The organism is Pirellulales bacterium, from assembly GCA_033762255.1.
In the GTDB taxonomy this organism is placed as follows: Bacteria; Planctomycetota; Planctomycetia; order Pirellulales; family JALHPA01; genus JANRLT01.
Genome location: JANRLT010000034.1, coordinates 39,630 through 64,590 on the forward strand (window position 1 = coordinate 39,630; position 24,961 = coordinate 64,590).

The 24,961-nt window shown below is 60.7% G+C and carries 1 protein-coding gene; it reads left to right on the forward strand.

Translation table 11 applies throughout. From position 1 onward, the window contains the following. Positions 1-547: 547 nt before the first annotated feature. On the forward strand, positions 548-24,961 hold a 24,414-nt coding region (locus SFX18_10005), incomplete at its 3' end, for an SdrD B-like domain-containing protein (protein MDX1963476.1).

Here is a 24,961-nt window from a genome sequence, read left to right on the forward strand (position 1 = left end):
AGTTCAAGTATTTCAGCTTTGAAGTAAAGATTTTTAGCGGGTAGCCTCAGTTGGCACAGTCTACTGGTGTCACGCAGTGACCAGTGGGACTTAAACGGGTAATGAACGTTGATGAAGGTTCAATCTGCGATCTATTTCCTCTTGCGGCTTTACTGCCCAGGTTGACAAACAAACTGGGGCACCCGCAGTGTAACGGGGTAATATGAGGATATCGTGAGCGTGTGAAAACCTAAATGCAGGTATTCCATCTTGTATAATCCAAAATCAAAAAAACTCAAGAATTTATCATAAAAAGATTCGCGATCCCGGGCATCACGCTTTAGAATGCACAAGCCATGTGCCAGTTCAATGCTGTCATTTGGCCCGGGGGTTGAGATTTTCTTTTGCTATTTTCAGAATTTTCATGCGCGATATGCCTGCTTTTCGCGCCATAGGATACCGAGCGTTGTCCTCGTGGTAAAGCTCGCCACGGGCCCGCGAATCGCAGGGGGCCATTGCTGTTGACATCTATTCGAACGTGCAGTCCTTTTCCTAATAGTGTGCTAAAATGACGCGATTATCCACCCGACCACGCTCGCGGCAGTTTCGCAAACATCGCGCGATCAGCGGGGTAATTCGTGATCATCTGCGGTTTGAACCGCTCGAAGAGCGCTGCCTGTTGGCGATTTCCGACTTTTTATGGCGCGAGCAAGGCCCCGGTCCGATTACCGGCGGCCAGGTCGATGGCATCGCCGATTCACCGGTCGTCGGCGCTATTCACGATGTGCTGGCCGATCCAAATAATGCCAACACGCTCTATATCGCCTCGGTCAATGGCGGTATCTGGAAAACCACCAACGCCCTCTCCGGCAACCCCGTCTGGACGCCCCAGACCGATTTTCTGCCGTCGCTGTCGGTGGGCGCGCTGGCCTTTGACACGGCGAACGCCCCGCGGCAAATCATTTTTGGCGGTGTCGCTCATCGCAGTTCCTTTGGCGAAACGGGGGGAACGCTCAACGGATTGTTGCGCACGTTCGATGGCGGCGCAAATTGGTCCGTCGCTCCCTTTCAAAACCCCTTCGGCGACAAACTGCTCACGGACAAACAGGTTGCCGGAATCGCCGCCCACGGTGGCCGAGTCGTGGTCGCCGTCAGCACCAGCAACACTTCTTCCAATATCAATGCCGGCGCGGGAATTTATCGTTCCACCGATTCCGGCGCGACCGGCCAAAAGCTCAGCGGAGAAATCAATCCCCTGACCGGCCAGGTGTTCCTTCCCAAGGGGCGGGCCATGGACCTGGCGGTCGACCCCAACGACCCCAATGTGATTTACACCGTGCTCATCGACAACGACGCCGCGGGAACCAACAACGGTGTCTGGCGCTCGCTCAACGGCGGCGTCGATTGGACGCGGATCAGTCCGAATTTTGTCAACACCGCCATCCATCCCGAAAATCAACCGGCAAAGACCGTCAATGTCGAATTCTCGGTCAGCCGCGCGGGAGGTCGCGAGACCATCTTTGTGGGCGTGATCAACGAAGGGCAGTTGACAAACCTATTCCAAGCCATCGCCCCCGCGGGGGCCGGCCAGCGAATCGACGTAGGAGACTGGGGCCTGCTCACACCGCCCGCCACCAACGAAGGAGGGGGCGGCTTTGGCCTGCAACCCCGCGTAAAATCTGGCGGTCAGGGGAAAGATCATTTTTCGATCCTGGCGGATCCGGATTTTGGCAATCTGGTGTATCTGGGAGGGGATCGGCAGCCGGGGAGCGTTGGCCAGCCAGGCAGCGGCGAGTCATTTCCCACGCCCAATTCCATCGGCGCAACGAACTTTACCGGCCGTTTATTTCGCGTGGATGCCAGTCAGCCCCCTGGTCCGGGGCAAGCGACCGCGCTCACGCATATTCCGGCGCGTGATCCGGCGCAGCCGCAGTTGCCCCTTTCGGCGCCGCATGCCGACAGCCGCGAATTGATCATCGTCACCGATCCCGGCACGGGCCAGAAGGTGCTCATCGAGGTGGATGACGGCGGTATTTATTTGCGCCGCAATCCCCGGGGTTTTGGCCAATGGGAATCGCTCAATGGCAACTTGCGCGTAAGCGAACTTCACTCGGTCGCTTGGGACGAGCATCAAAATGTGATCATCGCCGGTTTGCAGGACAACGGGACGGCCCGGCAACCTGGCCAGGGGAACCCGGTCTGGCAAACACTCAACCAGGGGGACGGGGGCCGGGTGGTGGTCGATGCCAGCAACTCGGCGTTTTCCCGGCAGTTCACGTCCTCGCAGAATTTTGGCACGTATACCGAACGGCGGGTGGACAATCCCAACGTGCCGGGCGCGATCCCGGACGCGAATATTGTCCGGCCGCTGTCTGTGTTGAATGCCGGTGGCGCTCGGTTAAATACCAACTTTGACTCGACGTTGCAGTCTTATAGCATAGTCGCGCTCAACAGGGTCGATCCCAAACGGATGGCCTTTGGCACGGGTTTCTTGTACGAATCGTCAAACAATGGGGCCACGATCCGCTCCGTCGGCGGCCTGGTCAATTTCAATTCCGATGGGACCGACAACGATAATGACAAGTTGGTCGACGAAGGGGACGAGTTCAAGCCGCAGAATCGGCTGGGGCTGGTCATCAACGGACTAGTCGCCGGCGGCGTCAAAAACGGCGTCGCCAACGCCGACGTCCTGTGGGCGGCCACGGGCATTGGCAACGTCTTTTTGCGGCAGTCCGGCACGGGTCTGCCCACCCAGGTCAGCGCCATCAATTTTGAAGGTCGGAGCAGCCGAATTGTCGATTTGGTCGTCGACCCGACCGATTTTCACACGGCCGTGGTGGCCACCGACACCGATGTGTTCCTAACGCGCGACCGTGGGCAAAATTGGTTAAACCTGACGCCGCAGGTCCAACCCACCTTTTTTGGCATCAAGTCGCTTGAGTTTATTAAGGGAACCGACTTTGACGTGATCGTAATGGGGGGCTTACAGGGGGTCCAGTTTACCACGACGGAAAACGAAGCCCAAAAGACATTTGCCTGGACCAAACTTGGCGGAGGCTTGCCCAATGCGGTGGTCCACGACCTGAATTATAACGCCGCCGACGACACCCTGGTCGCCGGAACACTTGGTCGCGGCGCGTGGACGTTTCCCGACGCGCGGCTGCTGATCACGCATTCACCCAACGAGGTGTTCACGGGCGACATCCTACGGTTCCAGCCGGACGTGGCGGGCACGCAATTTGCGCTATTGAGTATCGAAGTATTGGGGACGGGCGGAGCGGCCAATCAGCGGTTAACGCTCAACGGTAACAACCCCCGCGGTGACCGCGAATTATCGTTGGGGGAAGGCGCCAATCGCAAGGTGTTCGGCCATGTCATATTTCCCGAACGAGTCGAAGGGGGCGCGAATACCTATTCCAACACGGGCCGATTCTTCTTGTCGCCGGGGACGCGCTCGGATCTATTTGGCGATACCGACCCCGCCAAACCCGGCTTTCAAGGACGTATCAAAGTCACTTACCTGGCCGACAAAGTCGAGCACTTTCAGGTGATTCGCTTTGTGGAGGGAGCGTCGGGCGAGGGGGAAAACGCGATTGGCCCGGGTGATAGCGTGTTGGAGTCGATGAAGTTGCAGCAGCGGCTGAACTTTTTGGGCGTGACCGACCTAAATAACCAACCGCTGGTGGTTGATGGCATTATTGGCCCCCTGACGGAGTCGGCCGTCAAAAAGTTCAAATCCCCGGGCAACCCCAACTCTCAGACGCCGGACCGCGACCCGTTTACCGTGCGGCGGCTCAACCGTATTCCGACGGTGCCGTTGTTCCTGAGTTCCATCGATCAAACAACCTTGGCGAATGGACTGGCGGCCGCCGGCCAGGCGCTGGGAGGGCTGGAAACAATCGGGGCCTTTGGCCAATTGCTGCCGCTGGTAGGTTCGACCGATCCGGCCGCGATAGTCAACACCCCGTCCGCTGGCGTTACGCCAGCGCAAGCGGGTGATTTAAAGAATGTGCTGGCGAACAACTTTTTGGCCCCGCTGGCGGACTATTTGACAATCGACCCAACCCCGACCACGGCCGAACTGACATCGTGGTTTGAGGGAACACCCGTGGCGGGCTTGAGCAACTTGGTCGTCAATTTGACGGACTCGGTTTATCGCATATCCGCCGATTTTACCCACAGCAAGGTCACGCAACGGGCGCTCGATTTGGGCGAAGCCGCGTTCAACGCCGGATTGGGGCTATCGCCGGGCACACTGATAGACCTGACAACGACCGTCTCGGCCAGTCTGACTTTTGGGTTGGACCTGCTGACGGCCGCCGCGGCCGACCCATTCTTTATCGAAGTGGGAAACCTGGGGGTGAGCTTGGCCGCCAGCGCCAACGGCAAGGCCGTGGCCCTGCAAGGGGGATTTGTCGATCTAAACGCGACGAATGCCAGCTTTGGGATATCAGGATCGATCCAGGTAGCGCCGCTCGATCCCGCTGGCAATGGCGGGCGGTGGACGCTCAATGAACTGCGCAATTTTCCCCTGGCACAACTACTAAGCGTGAACGCCACCGGTTCGGCAACTGGGAATATACCGGTAACCGCCACGCTGTTTGGGGCGCAGCAAACCGGTGCGATCGCGGTCGGCGGCGCGAATAACCTGTTTAGCGGCCCGTTGACGATCAACACCGCGGGACTGGGGGGGCTGCAAAATCTGGTCAACCTTAGCCCGACGGAATTAGGCGCGACGTTCAACCAGTTGGGAACGTATTTGCAAAATTTCCGCTATACGGACATCCTCAAGACCAAGTTGCAATTCACGCTGGACGCAACCTTAGGGGATGCGCTCGACTTGCAGAAAGTTTGGCAGGACCGCGTAACCAGCCTGTTCCAAGAGACCGAGGCGCGGCCCGCCGTCGGGTCGCTGCAACAGCTTGTCAGTGGACTGGGGAGCTCGCTGACCGGCGGGGCTTACAATCCCACCACCAAGGTCTTGACGCTTAATCTGCAGTTGGCCAGCACGTTGGCGAACAAAAAGGCGACACTGGCGTTTCCCGACGGCCTGGGGGACCTTAGTGAAATCAAGACCTCCAGCGTCGCTAATTTGGACGGTTCGGGGAGCGTGCAATTTCAGATCGCGATCGATTTGAGCCAGCCGGTCGGCAACGGTTTTACGCTGACGCCCGGGACGTCCCTGTCCGCGTTGAACGCCGGCCGCGGCGTCAAGGGCATCCGCGATCCCAACCCCCGGCCCGCCGACGGCCTGAACGATTTGCGGATTACGCTTAGCAACGGAACGGCATTCGAAGTAAATCTGGATGGCGCGCAAACGGTTGCCAACGTCGTGTCGTTGATCTCCGCGGCCATTCCGGCCAGCGTGGGACCGGCGGGGTTTGCCGTCGAATTGGCCGGCGATCATTTGCGCCTGATCGACCGCACGCGCGGCGCGGTAAATGAATTTTCGGTCAAGGCCGCCAACAGCTCGCTGGCCGGGCTGGCCGGCGTTGGCTTGGGGATTTTGGGAATTGTCGGCGAACCCAATGAGGCCGGCGACTACGTGCTCGAAGGAAGCGCCCTGCACGGCGACATGCTGTCAAACCATGCTTACATCGTCACCAACGGTCCCCTAGCTCCCAAGTTAATGGGGGCCATTGACCTGACAGCCGCCGACATCGACGCCGCCGCGCTGCTCAACCTGGTCCCCGTGGCCTTGGGGAACGGGACGACGGCGACCAGCCCCGGCTCCGGCAGCACGCGCACGACGTTCGAAGTGACGCTCAAAGATCCCAACAATGATGGTCGTCTGACCTGGTCCGAGTTCTCGGCCGGAATGAAGAACACCAGCACGATCGCCAACCCGCCGCTGATCGGCGGCAACGCCAATTTTGCCCTCCCGGCCAGTGGCCAGTTGCCGTGGGGCGCTCCCTCGGCCAACCCGGGAGTCACGGTCAGTTGGACAGATCTGGCCAATCCCGGCACCTTGTCGGTGGACTATGGCCCGCAACTGGCCGAATTGGCCGACTACGGCGCGGTCCAAAAAGACGACGTGCTGACGCTGCTACAACAAACCCTGGCGTATGTGACCTCGCTAGAAGGGCAGGCGTTTTTGCGAGAAAAGCTTCCAGTGCTCAACGAGAGTCTGGCGGATCTGCTGCGGCTCAAGGATACGTTTCAGCGGGTCGTCGACGATTTTAGCGACGATCCGGTGCAAACCTTGGTCGGAATGGAAGAATCCCTGGAAACAGCGGTCGAAAAAGCGCTCGGGCTCCCCCTGACCGTTAATACCGACGGCCCGGCGGTCGAACTGCTCCCCGACAACACCGCCGGACGGCGGGCGTTGCGGATCGAACTGAACTTTAACGCCGGCTACAGCGCGCAGCGAAACCTAAATCTGGACCTGAGCGACTTGGGTCTGGCCAGCGCGGGCAGCTTGGTCGACGCCCGCGGCACGGCCGCCTTTAGCGTCGCGGCGACCGCCAATCTTAATTTAGACCTGGGTCTGGACCTGACCAACCGGGCCAATCCCCGCCCCTTTTTGTACAACACCACCTCCGCGTCGATGGGGGCCAAACTCAACGGTTCGGCAATCAACTTTAACGCCACTGTCGGGCCGCTGGGCGTGGCCATTGGCAACGGCGGCGGCAACCCCGGTTGGTTGGTGATCGACGGCGACGGACTGTTGGACACACCAGCCAATCCAAATGACCGGGCCAGCATTACCTTTAACCTGACAAACGCCGATCCGTCAGGGCGGCTGCTATTTGACGCGCTCACGCCCGATGACATCACCGCTGGACCGTTGACCGGCCAGATGCGGGTGCACCTACCTGTGCTCAAACGAGACCGCAGCGGCCCGCTGGACCCGGCGCATCCGAATTTGACGTGGCAATTCCCGTTGTCCAGCCTGGCGAATCCGCCAGCACCGCAGTCCGTGCCCGACTTTGCCGCGGTTTTCAACGCGCTCAATTTGGGCGGGGCGCTGGATGGCTTTGGCGAGGGGTGGGATGCGTTGTTTGGCGTGCTTGATTTGGCCCTCGATAACAGCGCACTCATTGGGAAACTGCCGCTGATTGGCGACCAGTTGCAGGACGCGCTCGGATTTATCAAGGACCTGCGCGATCGGGTTCGCGATAACCTGGACCAGACGCAGCCAGGGCAAATGATCGTTGACACGTTGCGGCAAAAAATTTATGAGGCCGTAGGTCCCGGCGGGCTCAACTGGCTGCAAGACCGGAACGGCAACGGCGTGCAGGTGGATGACGTGGTGATTAACCCTTCTTCGCCGGGCATCGGCACCGAGGAAGTACGGTTTGACATGACGTTGGGACGGTCGCTGACGCTGGTCGATTTGCCGATCGACTTTGACATCGGCTTGCCGTTTTTGGGTTTGGATGTGGATGGCGATGTGCAACTCCGCACCGGCTTTACCTGGAATTTCGGGTTTGGGATCAGTAAATCGGCGGGGTTCTTTGTATCCTCGAGCGCCGCCAACGAGTTAACGTTCAATGTCGATGCGACGATTCCGGGCTTTAACGCCACCGGCACGCTGGGCTTCTTGCAGGTCCAGGCGCGCGATGACGCCAACTCGCCCACGCGCCTGGGAGGCGCGATTGTCGTGGATCTGCGGGATCCCAACAACGACGGCAAACTCTCGCTCAACGAGCTTTCGACCATTACCGGCTTTGGCCAGATCATTGACGCCCGCTTCACGGGACAGGCCGACGTCAATCTGCTGCTGACGGCCAGTTTCGGCGGCAACGCGGCCTTTCCCATGATCAAGGCTGACTTGAACCTGGATTGGACCTTCAATAACAGCTCGACCATGGCCAACGGCTCTGCCTTTGGCAGCGCGCCGACGCTATCGCTCAACAATGTCCGGCTGGACGCGGGCGAGGTCATCAGCAACCTGCTGGGTCCATCCCTGCGCGAGATTAACAACATTCTGGGGGGAATCAAGCCGGTCCTGGACGTGCTTCAGGCGCGGCTGCCCGTCGTTTCGGACCTGCTGGGTCGAGATTTTACACTGTTGGATCTGGCCGAATTGCGGGGCACCATCAGTCCCGAGACCCGCAAATTTATCGACGCGGTATCACTCTTGCTGACGTTGGCCGACGCCGCCGGGCGGGTCGACGGCGTCGAGATTCCACTGGGCAATTTCGACATCGTTGGGCCCGGATTGCCGGCATTTGACTTGCGCAGCACCCCTTTAAGCGCGCTCAACCCGCAGACCATCCCGGGAATCAATCTGTCGCTGCCGCTGGTCGGCGACGTGCTCGACTTTATTAACTCGACAGGCGCGCTCAACACCTTAGGCGAAGGGAGCGGCGGCGCCAGTAGCGCCGGCAAATTCGTCACGCCCATTTTGGATAGTCCGCTGTCGGCACTCCAGGTCTTGCTGGGGGGGGATCCCGAAAACATCGTGTTTTTTGCCTACCAGATGCCCACGCTGGAACTGGAGGCCGGATTCGAACTGGTCTTTGGCATCTTTCCGCCGTTCCTCAGCGCGTTTTTGTCAGGCCAAATCAGTGGTTATGCCAACTTCGCTTTCGGCTACGACGCGTCCGGATTGGCCAAGTTCGTCAAGAGCGGCGACTTTCTCGACGTCTTTGACGGCTTTTATATTTCTGACCGCAAAAATCCGGACGGCACCGGCGCGGATGTCGACGAAGTCTTTGTGGAAGGAGCCCTCGAACTGGGCGCGTTTGCCGGCATCAAGGCGGGACCGGTCGATATCTCGGCCGGCGTCAAAGGGGGTGTCTACGCCAATCTGGGCGTGAATCTTAACGATCCCAACGACAGCGGCCGTATCCATGCATCGGAAATTTATCAGGTCGTCGCGGACCAGGGCCTGGAATGCCTGCTGGACCTGCACGGCGAAATCAAGGCCGGTGCGTCGTTTTTTGTCACGGTGGAGCTTGGTCCGATCACCATCGTCGACATCGATGAAGAGATCGCCTCGGCCACGCTAGCCAGTTTTGATCACCATTGCGAGGAACCGTCGCCCGACCCCATGCTGGGGACCAAGGATGCCGCTGGCAAGCTCACGCTGCTGCTTGATCAAAACGGGGACGACGCCTTTCGCGTTCGCGGAGCCGCAAATGGCGAGGTGATTGTCCTGGCCCGCGGCAAACAGCAAATCTTTAGCGGAGTCACCAGCCTGTTTGGCGACGCGGGCAAAGGAAACGACAGCATCACGATCGACAAGTCCTTATCGTTGCCCGTCGAATTCTTTGGCGGCGATGGGGACGACATTATCACGTTGGGATTGGGTGGAGGGGTGGTGCATGGCGGGGCGGGAAACGATGTGGTAAATGCCGGCGGCACGACCGCGGCGCTCACGCTTTTTGGCAACGACGGCAATGACGTGCTCACCGCCGGGTTGGGGGCAGATATGCTCTTTGGCGGTCCGGGACGCGACTCGCTGCGCGCGGGCCTGGGGAATGACAAGCTGTTTGGTGACGAGGACGATGACGAGTTGTTTGGCGGCTTGGGGAACGATGAACTGACGGGGGGAGCGGGGCACGACAAACTGTTTGGCGAAGCGGGCAACGACAAGGCCTGGGGGGGCACTGGCGATGATCGGCTGGAAGGGGCCGAGGGAGACGACGAACTGCGCGGCGAGGAGGGACACGACACGCTCGTCGGTGGCGACGGCCGCGATCTATTGTATGGCGGAGCGGGGGACGACCGACTGGATGGCGGCTTGGCCAACGACGTTCTGGAAGGCAACGACGGCAACGACTGGCTCGAGGGAGGACGCCACAACGATGTGCTCTTGGGCGGGGGGGGCCAGGACACCATGTTTGGCGGCCAAGGGAGCGATGACCTGGATGCCGGTGACGGCGATGATCGCGTTTTTGCAGGCCTGTCGGAGGCCGGGGGGGATCCGAATTCCATTCACACCATCAACGCCGGCGCGGGCCGCGATATCATTTATGGCGACATCGGTCCCGACACGATCTGGGCCGCCGACGGCGACGATTACATCGACGCCCTGGCGGGCAACGACATCATTGACGCGGGAACAGGCAACGATACCGTCATCGCGGGCTTGGGTAGCGACCGCGTCATCGGCGGGTGGGGCCGCGACACCATCTTTGCCGGGTTGGGCTATAGCGGCAGCGGTGCGGGGAGCGCGACAGAAACCAATGTGATTTTCGGTGACGCCGAGTCCGGCAGTCTGCCCGCTGGCCAGACAATCGCCAATCAGGCCGATACGATCATCGGCGACGATGGCGCCGATACGATTGATGCCGGCTGGGGCAATGACTTGATTTACGGCCTGGCGGGCAGCGATACGATCCAAGGAGGCCCGCAGGCCGACATCATCTACGCCGGCGTGAACGAATTGGGAGGCGGCAACGCGGCCGACGTCAATACGATCTGGGGCGACACGCCGATCGAAAGCACAACCGATTTGACCGAAGAGCAGCGGGACCGCATCTATGGCGACGTTGGCGAAGATGTCGTTCGCGCCGGTCCCGGCAGTGACTATATCGTCACGCTGGCGGGCAACGATCAGATCTATGGCGAATTGGGCCACGATACGATTCTTACCGCCAGCGGCAATGACCTGGTCTATTGCGGCGCGGGCAACGATGTCATTTGGACCGGCGATGGGAATGACCTGGTTTACGCCCAAGAGGGAGATGACGAAATTCAAGGGGAGGCGGACGACGACTTTATCTCTGGCGGAACGGGCAACGACCGGATCGGGGGTGGTTTCGGTTCCGACGTTTTGTGGGGAGGACAAGAGGTGATCGCGGCCGACGCCTTTGGACGAACCGAATCCGCCCTGGTGTTCCCCACTAATTTTCCAGGCGCAAATTGGTCCGTCACGGCGGGCATGCCGCGGATTGTGCCCACGGCGCTCGTGGGACTTTCCGTTGAAGGCCAAATCGAAGACGGCCGCGACCTGATCACCGGTGGCGACGGCCGCGATTGGCTGTTTGGCGGCGGGGCCGACGACGATCTCGACGGCGGCAACGACAGCGATTATGTCGATGGGGGGGCGGGCAACGACCTGGTCCGCGGCGGCGCCGGGGACGACGTCATTCGCGGCGGCGCCAACCAGGACGTGCTTCGCGGCGACGCCGGCATCGATCAACTGTTCGGCGACGCCGGAGTCGATCATCTGTTTGGCGATAGCGGCACGGGGGCTGGCGCGACCCAAATCCTGGCTGGCCAGCGGCTCTTTGGCGGCGACGACATTGACTACCTTTACGGCTTCTCGTTTAGCACCCTGACCAGCGACGTAGCCACCGAAAAGAACTTGACAGGCGACGAGTTGCACGGCGGGACGGGAGGGGATTGGCTGTACGGCGGCATTCGCGCGGACACGCTGTATGGGGACAGCGGCGCCGACACGATCCAGGGGGACGGCGTCATCGGACCCAACTATGCCGACAACGCCCTCAAAGCGCTCATCGGCGGCGCGGACACATTGTACGGCGGCAGCGGCGAGGACCGTCTCTATGGCGGCGGCGGCAATGACGCGATCTGGGGGGGCTTTGATTCGGACTGGCTCGAGGGCCAGATCGGCTCCGACGCCCTCTACGGCGGCTCCGACATCGACATGCTGCTTTTGGACACCAACACCGAGTACGTTAATCCGGCCTATCTGGCGTTTGCTTCCCCGCTGCCCGAAGTGTTCGACGGCCACCTGGGCAATATCGCGGCTGGCGATACGCCTGACGACAACGCCACCGACATTCTGTTGATTGAAGGGACCGACGCCGCCGATGCGATTCGCTTGGGGCAGGTGGGCTATTCTTTCAATGATCCCGTCAACGGACTGCCGCGGACCGGAACGCGCCTGGCGATCGATTTCAACAACCGCTGGATGACCGCCGATTGGCGTAATTTTGCCGACTCAACCGACGCGAACGGCCGGCCGCTGGTCGAACAAATTCGCATTTCTGGACTGGGGGGGGCGGACACCATCGAGTTCGTGTTTGCGGATACCGCCACTCTGAGCGGCAACACCTTGACGCGGCTCGACGTGAGCGATCTGGTCGATCGCAGCGACGACTGGGTGGGGGTCATCGATGGCGGTCCGGGGAATGACCTGCTTGCCGGCACTAATGCGCGCGACCGGATCGACGGCGGTTTTGGCAGCGACCTGATCTTTGGTTATGGCGGCGACGATCAACTGTGGGGGGATGGCGGCATCGGCCAGGGGTTGGCGGGGGACCTGGACACGATTTACGGCGGCCAGGGTAATGACGACCTGCTGGGAGGCCAGGGGCAGAATCGGCTCTTCGCGTGGTCGCGCGCCCCCTTGGCCGGACCGGGCGACCAGTTTGGGGTGTTTATCGACTTGGCGGGCAACCTGTATGACAACGACGGCGGCGGAATCTATCAACTGGAAGACACCGGACTCAATCGGGTCCTGGGGGGCACGCAATCCGATGAGCTGTTCGGCGGCACGGGGTTGGACTTTTTGTACGGAAACGGCGCGCCGACCAACGCCCCCGATCGCCTATATGACCGGCACGGCAATCTGTTTGAAGCGCGCGACGGCACGCTCGCCGGGGACGAATGGAAGGACTATGCGCAAAGCACCGACAAGGTTTGGTATTACGGCGGCACAAACCTCAACGATGTGATCACCGTCGACTTTGTGACCGAACCGGGCGTGCTGCAGGGGCATCATCTAATCACCCGCTTGACCGAAAACAACGGCAACTTCACATTCGACGCCCAGGTGCAACTTGATTTTGAGGCCACCGACGCCAGCGGCAATCGCATCTGGAATCCGACTGACAACTTTTACGGCCGCGCGATCACGGGCGCGATTGCCGCTCCCGCAAACGGTCGGCTGACGGGCGATGTTGTTTTTACCCTCTTGCTCGACGGCGTCATCCATGAAATTCGGTTGCTTGCCTCCCAGACTGCCACGAACACCAGCTTGGCGGACCTGATTGCCGATCTGAACGCTGCCATCGGCGACGCGGACGTGGCCGGGCTGATCGCGGCACGTCCCAACGGCGACCGCGTGAGCCTGGTCCAGTTGAACCAGCGGCAAACCGAAACCACCGCCTTGCAAGTGATCGCCACGAACGCCGCCGCAACGGCGGAACTGGGCCTGGGTGACGGACAGACCGCCGCCATTGGCTTTGTCGGTTCGTTTGGTCTGTCCAGTTTGCTCCCCCCGGAGGGGGATTTTCTGGCCATTATCGTGGACGCACTCGCCGGGAACGATGTGGTCACTGTTGGCCCGACAGTCGTCAAAAGCGTGTGGACCGACGCGGGCGCGGGAGATGATCGGATCGAGTATGTTTCCGGCAAGCCGATCCTCATCGACCAGACCGACAATCGCGCGGACGGTTTTGGGAACGGCGATCGCGCCCATGCATATGACCTGGGACGCGCGTTCCAGCCCGGCGACCCGGCCAGCTATCGAATCAGCGGCAATATCGTCCTGGGCGGTCTGACAATCGATAGCCCGACCGATGAGGATTGGTATTCATTCAAGCTTCAATCCCCTCCCTCCGCCGGTGAGCAATTGCTGTTCCGCGGTTTGGCTGCCTCCGACCAGCTTACGGCGCGGCTGATCGTGGTGGGCGCTGGCGGCGTCGAAACGGTCCTGGCTACGTCCAGCAACGGACAACTGAACTTAAGCGGATTGGGATTACAGGCTAACACCCCATATTACCTGCATCTCCAGACCCCTCTTATACCCACGGTTTACGAACTGGAATTTATCACGGGCGCGGCGGCCAATACGACGCAAGCGGCCGCAACCGAGATTGATGATCCCGAATCCCCCGAACCGCTCGACTCGCTTGCTGAATTCGCGTCGATTCTAGGCCGCCCGTTGCGCGTCGGCGTAGATGAGGCCTGGTACAAATTTCGCCTGGATCGAGCCGCCGCGACGGGCGATCAAGTGTTGTTGAATCTGTTCGAAGCCGCCGGACCGGTGACCGTGACTCTGGTCGAGTCGCCCCCCACCGCGCCCCTCAAGATTCGGACGGCCGTGACCGCGCTCGCGGGGAACGCGCCGGCGGCCCTCTCTTTGCAAGGTCTGACCGCCGGCGTCGACTATTGGCTGCGCGTCAGCGGCATTGGCCCCGCACGCTATGAGTTAGCTCCGCAATTAAACGGTTCCCGGCAGCTGGATCTTTCCAACCGGCTGGTGAAGGACCTAGGGGATCCAATCATCGTGACCCGCAAAGACGTGATTCTGGGGGGACCCGGCAACGACGTGCTCCAGGGGGGGCCGGGCGAAGATTGGATCTTTGGCGGTCCGGGAAACGATGTGCTGGCCGGCGGTTTTGATCGACAAGCGGGCGACCTCTTGTGGGGGGGGGAGGGCGACGACCTGTACCAGATTTTTCCCGACGGGCAAGCGCTGACCAAAGCCGGGCAGCGCTCGATCACACAAACCGGACAAGCAACGTTTATTCCCACCTACAGCGATCGTTTTGATGGCGGCGGCGGCAACGATCAAGTCGTATTTCTGGGGGGAGATCTGGACGCCCAGGGGGAAGCCGTTGATGACCACGCCGCTATCCGCTGGAATGCGCTGTTGCACCGGTATGAAGTGACCGCGCGGGCATGGGACGCCGTGAAAAATGACTTTGTCGCGCAGAACTTTCCCACGGCCGCCGTATATACCGCCGGTCCGCGCACGGGGGGAGGATCCCTCGAGCAGGGCCGTCTGGCTAGCGACGCAATCTTTACACTTTCCATCAATGGCGGGTTGCCGGTGGTGATTACCGTGCCAGCCGCGGCCACCAGCTTGAATGGCCAGTTTAGCCATCTAATCACGCAGATCAACGAGGCGATCAACGTCGCCGGACTGGCGGGCGATGTCGCGGCCGATGTGCGCGGCGGCCGAATTGTTTTGACGACGGTGCGCCTGGGCGGCTCGGCGACGCTCGCGCTCTCCGCGCCCAACGCTAGCGCGCTGGCGTTGGGGCTTGCGGCCACCGCCGCGCCCCTAACAGGCGGCAATAATGAGCGCGGATATGCGCAGAATTACGCGTATTACACGATCACCCAAACCGAAGGAACCACGATCGACCTGCGGGCGGGAGATGACGAATTCCACGCCGATCCCGAGTACCTGATCCGGGGGGGCGAATGGGGATTTGACCCCGCCGATCGACCGCAACGGGCCAATCCCAACCTGACGATCCTCGGCGGAGCGGGGAACGATAGGTTGTTCGGGGGCGCTGGCGATGACGAAATTGATGGCGGAGCGGGGGCCGATGTGATCCGCGGCGGCGGGGGGCACGACCGGATTGCCGGCGGCACGGAGGACGATTGGCTGGCCGGCGGCGCTAGCCAGCTCCCCCCGGATCGTTACGAATACGCCCGAGGCGCGGCTAACGATAAAGTCGAATTCGCGGCGCTCTTTAAAGAGGACCTGACGCCGCTTCAGACCAGCGCGCCCTCCGACGTGGTGATTGCGGATCTGTCGTTTAATTATGGCGACCGCGGTGATTGGTACGCTCTGAGAACGCCAGAGGCTCTCCGGTCGTACAATTCGGCCGAGGCGGCCCAACTTTTACGCGGCATGCTCGAACTGCGATTCAACAATCCCGAAGCGGGCCAGGCCGGATCGCCGTTCAACGGAGTATTAGCCCAATACGGTTACAACTCCAGCACTGGCGCGGGGGGGCGGCTGTTGCACCTGTTTGCGGCGCGCGACGACGACCCGGGCGCGGGTCTGGCGCTGGTCCCCGCCGAAAACTTTGCCGGCGTGCCCGATTATTACCTACTGCATGTGGTCAATCCGTACTCCCTGGCGGTGGTAAATGCCCAGGCGCTAACAAGCGGCGACTACGAAAACGTCAGTCCCGCCGTTCCCACGGCCAGCGACAACTTTCGTCTGGCGCTGGATGGCGTGGAGTACACCGTTTCGCTGACCGCGGCCGCCACGCCGACGCTGCCAGCGGTAATCTCGTACCTGCAGGGGCGAATCAACAGCGTCGCTGGACTCGCGGGGAAGGTTTATGTCCAGCAAATCAGTCAGCAAGACCAGCGAATCGGTTTTTGGCTGACCGATCCGAACGCGCGGAGCCTGGCGGTCACATCTTACGGTGGAGCGGCCGCGCGCTATCTGCGCCTGCAAACGGGTTCATTCAATCGCGTGGATGGGTCAAGCACCCAGGCCGCCTGGGAACTGGGCGCATATTCGCTGACACTCAAGAGCACGGCTGGTTTGGGCGCCACGGTTCATGTCGGCGCGGAGAGCGCCGCGGCCAGCCTGACCCCGCCCGATCCCAACCAGCGCCCCGTGGCGATCGGCATTGGCGATCTCAACGGCGACGGTTATGCGGACTTTATCGGTGCGGTGCGGCTCTTTGTTTCCAGTCAAACTGGAGATTCCACCACCATTGCCAGCGTCTACTTTGGCGGACCCGATCTTACCACCCCGGAGTTGCGTCAACCTGACCTGACTTTGCATCTGCCGATTGATCTGACGGGCGAGAATCTGTTCGCTTACGGCAATTTGGTCACCGCCGGAGATTACAACGCGGATGGTTACGGCGATCTCGCGGTTGTCGGGGTGTCGAATAATCCCAACCCGCTGGGTAGCGTGAATATCTTGCTGGGGCGTCCTAGCTTGCCCGCAACCATTGATCTGACCACTCAGGCGGATATCGTCGTGACGGGGATCACTCCATTTGGCGAAGCTCGCCTGGCGAACGCGGGTGACTTGAACCTTGACGGCGCAGACGATCTATTGATCGGCGACTACTTTTACAATGGCGATCAAGGGGCTGTGTTTCTGATGTACGGTGTGCCGGTCACTGCACCGCGGGGTTGGCAACCCTGGTCGCTAACCGCCGACCTGTTCTCTGCCGATTTCTCGGACAATGGCAGCGGCAGTTTCGACAGTTTCTCGTTCGTCGACGCGGCCGCCAGCGTTATCGGCGGGCTGGCCACGCCGGTCGCCGGAACTCCGCAACAGAACCTGTGGCACGTCTCAACACGCCGGGCCGCCGACACCAACCACACGCCCGAACATTCGCTCTATTTTGGCATCGACGGGACGGGTACGTTCGCCTATCCCAATCCGGATGCGCCCATTCGCGTGCTGGGCCGGGCCGAAACGACCCTCGACTTGAACGGCCTGCCGGCGGGAGCGCAATTGCGCTTATCGCTCAAGTACTTTCTACAAACGGAAGGAAGCACCAGCGTCTTTGACATCGCGCGAATCAAAGTCACCACCACGGACTTTTCCGATCCGGCCAGCCACATTCTACTGGGCGCAAACAGTACCAACGAGGTCAATTCCAACAGCGGCCAGTTGCCCGTTCCTCCCGTCTTCTTGAATCAAACCAGCGGCACATGGCAGGAACTGGTACTTGATCTAAGCGGTTTTGCTGGACAAACGATTAAGCTGGCGTTTGAATTCGATAGCGGCGACGAACTTTACAACGAGTACGAAGGTTTCTTTATCGATGACATACAAGTGCGAATCCAAAACGTCCAATTGGATGCCCTCACAGATCTGGCGGGCATTATTGGCGCGAACTTCGGAGACCGATTCGGCGGGAGCGTGGCCCGGATCGGTGATCTCAACGGCGATTCCCTGCCTGAATTTGCGGTCTTGGTGCGCCGATCGTTTGGCTTCGGTAGTTCCATCCAAATCTTCAACGGGGCCAGTTTGACCCCGGGGACGCAGTATTCGGCGAACGCGCTGGGGCACCGGATGTTGAACCATCCGACTAACTTGGGTTACGCCGAACTGTTCACGGCGGGCAACCTCATCGACGCCGACGCAAACACGTTTCCAGATCTGTTGATAGCGGGCGCCGACTGGTGGAACAACGACAGCTACGTCATCTGGGGCGGATCGGCGACGAGCGGGGGAAAGACCGGCACCGGCTTGACAGACGGCAGCACCTTGGCCAATGCCGGGACCGTGATCGATAGCGCGCGGGGACGCGGTTTCCCCGTCCCACTCGGCAATATCGATGGCCAAGCCGGAGATGACTTGGGCCTAGTCCAGCGGGTCTTCAGCGACAGCTTGCAGGAAAACGGCTCGCAAAATTCGCACCTAGTTGGTCAGGTCTTTGCCAGCTCGGTCAACGGCGGCATGATCACCAACGATTTTCTGCGCCCCTCCGCCCCGGTTTTGCAGCCCTATTTGATCTTCGAGCCCGCCGCGCCATTTTACGCCGCCGCTGGTGGTAATCCACCGCAACAAGCCTGGTTTTTTGCGGGCTTAGGGGATATTAACGCCGACGGCTATGCGGACCTGGGTTTGGCCGACACGCTGGCCGGCCGCAGTTTGTCAGTCCACGCCGGAAACGTGTTTGTCGACAATCCGCCGCCCCCCCTGACCCCCTCCTTGGCGACAGATTGGTACCGGTATCAATTGGCCAATCCGCTGCCAATCACGCCAGCCGATCCCCCGCTAGGCCTGAATCTTAGCGATCCCCAATCCACCAGTCATGCGATCGGCCTGGCCGCGAATATTACCGGGGCAAAAACCAACGACCGGCTGGGCCTACCGCGGCAAATCGGCGACATCAACGGCGATTTTATCCCCGACTTTGCCGTGCAGTCCAGCGACCAATGGTCGCTGTTTTATGGGCCGCTCGATTTCACGCGCGTGGAAAACGCCAATGAGCGGGCCGACGCGTACTTGCCGTTGGATATCGGCGCCGACTTGTTTAACTATCAGCTCGCGCGAAGCCTGGGGAATATCGACGGCGATGATCTGGACGGCAACATCTTTGACGACGTGCGGGGAACCACCGACTTGCTTTGGTATCAACGCGTCGGTTCGAACTTGTACATGACCATGCTGTTTGGCAACGAGCTGCTGCCGCGAAATCTGGAAACCGCATTTGACGTGACGTCAAATCCCGACCAGGTCAAGTACGCGTTTCGGGACCTCGCGCTCGCGCGCAATACGCCAGCCGAAGTCTTTACTCTTAAGTTCAATAACGACCCTTATGCCGATATCGCCGTGCTGGAAGACGGCGCCAACGGCTCTTTCGCGCCCGTTCTGAGCATCTATTTTGGCGGACCGTTCAATCCCACGGGGACACTCTCACTGGCGGCCCGCTTCACGGGATCCAACCAGCAGTTCCGCAGCGGCTTTTCGGCGCGTAACGTCGGCGATTTTAATGGCGATGGCCTGGATGATATTCTGGTCACCGATGCCGGAGTCCAAGAAGCGCGGCTGTTTACCGGCCGGGACGGCGGCGGCACGTTCTTTAACTGGAATAACTTCGCCTTGACGTTTACGGTTCCCACGGGCGCGACGCCAGCCGTGGCGCTGAACGACATTGGACGGCCGGACACCGTTTTAGGCAACCAGGTGGACGGTTACCACGATTTCGCGGTCGCGTCCCCCGGCTCGGTTGCGCTATACCTGGGGACGGTCGCCACCTTTGGCAGTCCGATCTCGCCGTACCGCACGATCGCGCGGACCGGGCCCACGACCGGCCTCAACGTTTTGCTAGTGCCGACGGTGGGAGATTATAACGGCGATGGCAAAGCCGACCTGGCCGTGCTCGAAACGATTACGGTCGCGGGGACCGCCGCTCCTTCATCAGGCACGATCTATCTGTTTTGGGATATCGCCTCCAGTGCCCTGCCCGCGAGTATGAACTTGACGATCGATGCCGACGCGGTGATTACCTCGGACAGCGGCACGGGCTTTTTGGATGGACTGGCCACGGACGCGTTTTTGGATTTGAACCGCGATCGAATCAGCGATCTGTGGGCCAGTGCGCGCACGGCCGACGTGGTCGCGGGCACGCTCAAGTCCGACGCGGGGCGCGTCTACACCGTCTATGGTTCACCGCTGCAAGGAACACTGCCAGCGGTGTTCGACGTGCTGACTAACCGCACGGTAACTGGCAGCGGCGAGTTTGTAGTGGATCGGGCGACGGGCCAACCCGCCGGGTTTAATCGCACGTTGCCGGCGGACGACCCCGACACCGCCGTCAACGAAAGCGAGCAATGGTACCGCTTTACCACGCTGGGCGATGGATTACCGGGCAATTATCTGAGCGTGACCCCCTGGTCCGCGCGGCCTTATCAGATTCACGCCCACGAAGGAGGCACCGCCACGACCCTAGCAGGGGGCGGTTTTGTCTCGCCCGAGTCCTCGGGAGGATCGCTCGACTATATCACCGCCCATACGGACAGCCAGGGGAACATCCGCCAAGGATTGCTGGAATTTGACCTGGCGTCGGTCTTGCGGCTGCGGGAGGACCCGACCGCGTTGGTTCAAAACGCCACGCTGCGCCTGGATTACGCGGCTTCCAACTATGAAACACCCAACTTTGGAGTCATCGATGCGACCAGGCGCGTGGCCTGGGGAGATGAATTGTTCGTTGCCGATATCGGCGCTTTGTGGCGCAGCAACGGCACGCTTTCCGGCACCTCGCGAATCACCACCGGCAGCGACGCCGGCGCGCCGGTCATTTTGACCAATCCGGTTTTCCTGCAGTTGATCAACAATCAGTTGTACTTTTGCTCGGTCGGCGGGCTGTGGCGGATGGACACGCCCGACAGCGTGCCCGTCCGCATCGCCACGGTCAACACAGTGGGAGTGCAGCTGATCCAGGTCGGGTCGACGATTTATATGACCGACAATGGCCGGTTGTTTGAGCTGGACGCCGGGGTGCCCGGCGGTAGGCGGAGCGTGCTGCGGAATGGCGTTGCGCCGGTCTTCAATGCGGGCACCCTCCAGTCGTTCGCGGTGGGCGGCGGGACGCCGGTCGAAAACCTGCTATTTGTGGCCGACAGCGGCGTCGGCGACCGCGCGCTCTTTCGACACCAGCCGGGGCAGACTTCGGCCGTGTCGGTGCTGACAAACTTGGTGAGCGCGAGCGAATTGATCACCATCGGCGGGCCGAGCGGGTCGGCGGCATTCCTGACAGCGCACGTCTCGGGCGGTTTCCAACAGCAGTTGTTCCGGATTCTCCGTTCGGGAGGCACCTTGACGACGCAGCCCGTCACCTATAACGACATTCCGGGACAGAATGTATACTTCGCCAAAAATCTCACCGAGTTTCAAGGCTGGCTGTACTTTGTGGTCGGCGACCAGTTGCGCGCGGTTGCGCCAGGGACGACGGAGGCGATGTTGGTCAAGGATTTTGATCCCGCCAACGTGGCCGGCTTCAATTCGGAACTGGGAAATTTACGCGCGGTCACGTTCGCGGCCGGCGCGCGGTTGGTCATGACGGTTAACGACCGTCAGGTAAGCCCAGCCAACCCGCACGGCGTCGAACTCTGGATCAGCGATGGTTCGACCCCCGGCACCACGCTGTTAGCGGATCTCAATGCCGAGGTCGTCAGCGGCCGTGAAACTTATGGCAGCCATCCGGCGTCGCTTACCGTGGTGGGGCAGACGTTGTACTTTACCGCCTACCAGGGAAATTCCTCCCTCAACCGAGAGTTATATCGCACCGACGGCACGACCGCCGGCACGGGGCTGGTTAAGGAACTGTTTGACGGTCTCATTGGCGGATTTTACAACTCGAGCACGTTTTTACTGGCCGGGGCGACCCAAGCCATCATGGTGGCGGACACGTTCGAGGATGGCCTGTCGATCGTCTATAGCGCGGGCACCAGCGCCACAACGGTCAATTTTCGCGACTTGCTGGGTGCCAGCGTGGAAGTGGAAACGCTGTTCGCCGAAGGGGATTCGCAACTTAGCTACGGCGACGCCACCGCCGCCGCGCGGTTCAATTACAGTTCGTTCCTGATCGACGCGACCGGCACCACCGAAATCGACGTCACCGCCGCTGTGCGCGAGGCTCTTCGCACAGGCAAAACGCGGCTGCAATTTCGCGTCAATTCCTCCTCGGCTAATATCGTTCTGGACATCGCCAAGTCCCTAGCCGGCCAGCTCGACGGCAATTTCATCACTCAGTACGGACCGGGACAAACCGCGCTGACCGTCACGCCCAACGCGGGCGCTTTGGTCGACGTCTATGATGAACGGGGAGGGCAATTGGCAGCCGGCAAGGCGCTGGTGGATTTGCGTCATTTTGCCGCTGGCACCTACTACGCCCGCGTCTACGCGCCGAGCGGTTTAGCCAACCCGTTGGACGTGACGGTGGAAATCGCCGCCCCCCCCGCCGGACAAACCCGCGCGACATATGAATTGCGCGATCGAGATCACATCCAGGGTGGGGATGGCGACGACACCTTGCTGGGGAACGAGGATCTGGACGCGCTTTTTGGAGGGGGCGGCCGCGATCTGTTTGTCTCGGATGTGCTCGCCCTGAGCGCGAACGACGGTGGTTTGATCTACACGCTCCTCCTAAATGGGCCCGAGGTTCGAGACCATGCCGCCGGGGACTTTTTGCTGGCGAATGTCCCGGCGGCGGAATCGGCGGGCCAATTTGTCCGCGCGCAGCTTGATCCCGAAATCACCATCAGCGATCCAAATCTGCGCAAAAGCCTGGCCGATGTCCTCAACATTCCAGAAACCGTTAACTATTTTGGTTTGCCGCGGTTCGCCCGCAACGTGCTAGCTAGCGATTTGGCGGGCTTGATTGAATTAGATCTGAGCTACCGCAACCTGTTCGACGCCCCGGAACTGGAGCAAGCAATCAACTTGCGCGCACTCAGCCTGACTGGCAACGAGTTGCACGATCTGTCCATGATAGAAAAGCGGACCAGCACCGCGCCGATCAACGTCGGGTCTCCGTTGGGGGCTAGCCGGCTAGAGTACCTGGCCGCCGACAAGAATGAGTTCTTCTCCGCCGCAGGATTGGAACTACTGCAAAACCTGCGCGGCGTCACCTTGGATTTGAACTTCATAGCCGCGCTCGATCCGTTGGCGAATCTGACCAAGCTCAATTTTCTGAGCGTAGACGGCAAACCGAACGGCGCGGACGGCGGCTTTAACGTGACCAGCCTGGCCCCGTTGGCGGGTCTGTCGCAGTTACGTTCGCTCAGCTTGATCAGCCAGCAGATCGTGGATCTGGCGCCGCTCGAAAGACTGCCCAATTTGCGGCATGTGTCCTTGGACAAGAACCGCATCGAGCGGATCGAGGCGTTGGCCGCCACCCGCTTGGCCGACGATCGCCCGGCCAGCCTGCACGCTGGCGAAATTCCTGGCGCCTCGTACGCGGAAGTCGGCGCGTCCCCGTGGCAAGGAAATTTGTATCCGGTCGACGGCGTCTTTCACGGCGACTACCGCTTTCATCCCAACGAGGCGGGGGCCAATGCGGCCGCTTCCTGGACTTTAAACAACCTGGTGCCTGGTACATACGCCGTGTTGGCCACCTGGCCCCAACACCAGGATGGCGCCGCGCAGGCCACGTTCGCCGCCAGTTATCAAACCTATAACACGCTTACCTCGAGTCTCGAAACCCGCAGCCAAAACCTGGCCACCGTCAACCAACGGTTTGCCCCGCTCGGTTCGTTGATCGACGGAATGCCGTGGCAAACGCTGGGCCAGATCACGTTGGCCAGTGCTCCGGCGGCGATCCCCGACTTGCGTTCGCTAACGATCAGCCTGGCGGGAAGCGGCGGCGTCTTAACCGCCGACGCGATCCGGCTGGTGCGGATCGCTGCGCCCGTTCCGCCCTATGAGCTAGTCTCTTTGACCGGCAATCCGCTGGGGAACGACGCGCACGCGCTGGCCAGCGGCATTTTAGACCCGGCCATCGAAAACAGCGCCACCATCTGGGAAGAATTCTCGTTCGATGCCAATCAGCAGCCTGTGCTGGCCTCCATCGATCCGCAGTCCGCGGCCGCCAGGGCGCAAACCAGTTCGCTGGCGTTGCCACTGTATGGCTCGGATCCCGAATCCTCAGTCGTTACCTACACGGTCGAAAACGACTCCCCGCCTCAAAACGTCAACCTTGCCGGTCGCAAGTTCGACGGCACTAGCGGGAACGTCATTATCATTCCCAATAGCGTCTTATCACCACTGGCCAGTGGCGTAAAGCTCGAATTCTGGTACAAGACCAGCTATACCGGCTTCCAAACACTGGTGTCGGGGCTGACGACCTCGGCCACGCAGCTCATTCACGTCAGCCTGACGGACGAAACATTCACGCTGGGCATCGGCCCGACCAACATAGGCGTGTTCGCGGCCAATGCCAGCGATGGCAACTGGCACCATGTTTCGATTTCCTTGGCGACGTTTGGTTCTAGCTCCTACACCATCGGTTTGACGATGGACGGTATCGACCGCGGAGGTGGATTTGGTACCCCAGTTTCCATCCCGGGACCCAGCCTGGGAAGCCTGGTCCTAGGCCAGGGACAATCGTCGAACCAAGGGGGCTACCTGAATTACTTCCGCGGCTCCATTGACGAATTGAGAATTTGGGGAATTTCAAATCCCACGGTCATCGACCGCGCCTACCGGCTGTATGGCAGCGAGACGAATCTGCGGGCGTACTACACCTTTGACGAACCGGCTGGCAGCGTGGTCGCGCGAGACTCCTCGCCTAATGCGTTCCACGCCCAATATGGCGATTACACGGGTGTCAACGCAGCCGATATTCGGCCCGCGCCGAACGCGGAAACAGCCGCGAATGGCACATTACCGGCGGTGCTTGGCAATGGCGTCGTCACCACAATCAGTCCTGGCGGCACGACGTTGAATTTCACGCCGTTGGGCGGATTTAGCGGCACTGCCCGCATTTTATTAACGGCCAAAGACGGTCCAAATTTTTTGGACGACGGCAGCGGCCGTTCGTTCGAGCGAGTGTTCGATTGGCATGTGGAACCGCCGGCGGGCATCTTCGGTCGCGTGTTTGCCGATTTAAACGCCAACGGCCTTCAAGACGAGGGGGAAGGGGGCGTGGCCGGCGCCGTCGTTCTGCTCTTCAATCTTTCGGCAATCCCGCTGGAAACAACCGTTACGGATTCCGCCGGCAATTACCGATTTGAAACGCCCATTCCGGCAACCTACCGCGTATTGGTCCGCGCGCCGGTGGGTTACACCGCGTTTTCCCCCCCGGATCAGGGGGGGGACGAGGATGTCGACAGCGACGTCGCCTTTGGCACATTTGGCAGCCAGCAGGGTGGCATCGCGGTGGTGTCGCAG